This is a genomic window from Streptococcus oralis, from assembly GCF_001578945.1.
In the GTDB taxonomy this organism is placed as follows: Bacteria; Bacillota; Bacilli; order Lactobacillales; family Streptococcaceae; genus Streptococcus; species Streptococcus oralis_Q.
In genome coordinates this window covers 493,475-494,564 of the sequence record NZ_KQ969551.1, presented here as the reverse complement: position 1 = coordinate 494,564, position 1,090 = coordinate 493,475, and the positions used below count along the sequence as shown (strand labels likewise).

Annotated in this window: 1 protein-coding gene and 1 pseudogene; one reads left to right on the top strand and one right to left on the bottom strand. The window is 40.6% G+C overall.

The features are described from left to right. Nucleotides 1-891 (bottom strand): lactonase family protein (locus tag SORDD16_RS05040; RefSeq protein WP_061452587.1); only part of this gene is annotated, 891 nt, incomplete at its 3' end. Between the two features lie 106 nt (nucleotides 892-997). On the opposite strand from SORDD16_RS05040, the pseudogene SORDD16_RS11790 reads away from it, so the two are divergent. Continuing rightward, nucleotides 998-1,090: pseudogene (locus SORDD16_RS11790) on the top strand (IS5/IS1182 family transposase); the annotation flags it as partial.

Here is a 1,090-nt window from a genome sequence, read left to right as displayed (position 1 = left end):
AATAAGAAATCTTTGATCAGGTGTCAAATCAAAATCACGTGGTGTTTTACCGTAACTAGGAACAATCTCTAATAATACCAAACTTCCATCTGCTAGGATACTATAAACAGCGATGGAGTCATGGCCACGATTAGAAGCGTAGAGATATTTTCCGTCTTTAGACAGACGAATAGCGGCTGTACCGTTAAATCCATCGTAACCTTCTGGAAGCGTTGAAATGACTTGCATACGTTCAAATTGGCCAACACCATCGTAAATTAAGACTTCTATTGTACTGTTGAGTTCGCAGATGAGGTAAGCGATTTTATAGTGGTTATGGAAAACGATATGGCGTGAGCCTGCTCCTGGCTGGCTGTGATAGGTATAGAGCTTAGATAATTTCCCTTCTTGATCAAGGTCATAAGTGATGACTTGGTCAGTACCCAAATCACAGGTCACTAGATAGTGGTCTGGTGTTAAGTCTGTAAAGTGAACGTGAGGAGATGCTTGATTTTCATGTGGACCTTGGCCGCTGTGTTGATCCACATCACTAAGTAGGAGACTACCATCTTCCTGGCGTTTATAAACGAGAACCTGACCTTTGTGGTAGTTTGCTGCATAGACCAAATCACGCTTTTCATCAATAGCAACATAACAGTGGGGAGCTCCTTCTTCCACGACATGATTTAATAAAGTACCGTCAGTTTGATAGGCTGCAATGCCCCCCTTATTGTCTTGACTACCAACGGTGTATAGATGTTGGTGCTGGTCAAAAGCAAGGTAGGTCGGACTTGGTTCAGCAGCAAAGAGTTCAAGATTTGCAAGCTGGCCTGTTTCTGTATTAAAATCTGCCTTGTAAATCCCTTTAGATAAGCGACGAGTGTAAGTTCCAAAATAAACAGTTTCTTTCATGTCCATACCTCTTAATAATGATAAATTTATTATACCACAAAATGACAGTTCCGAAGTATCAGATTCATTAGACTTCCTGCGAAACAAAATATGGTAAACTAGATACATGAATTACGAATCCAGCCAATCCCTTTCTAATACCCGCTTTAAGCGCCTAGTTGGTGTTGAGAGAACAAGGTTTAACAAGATGATAAATATC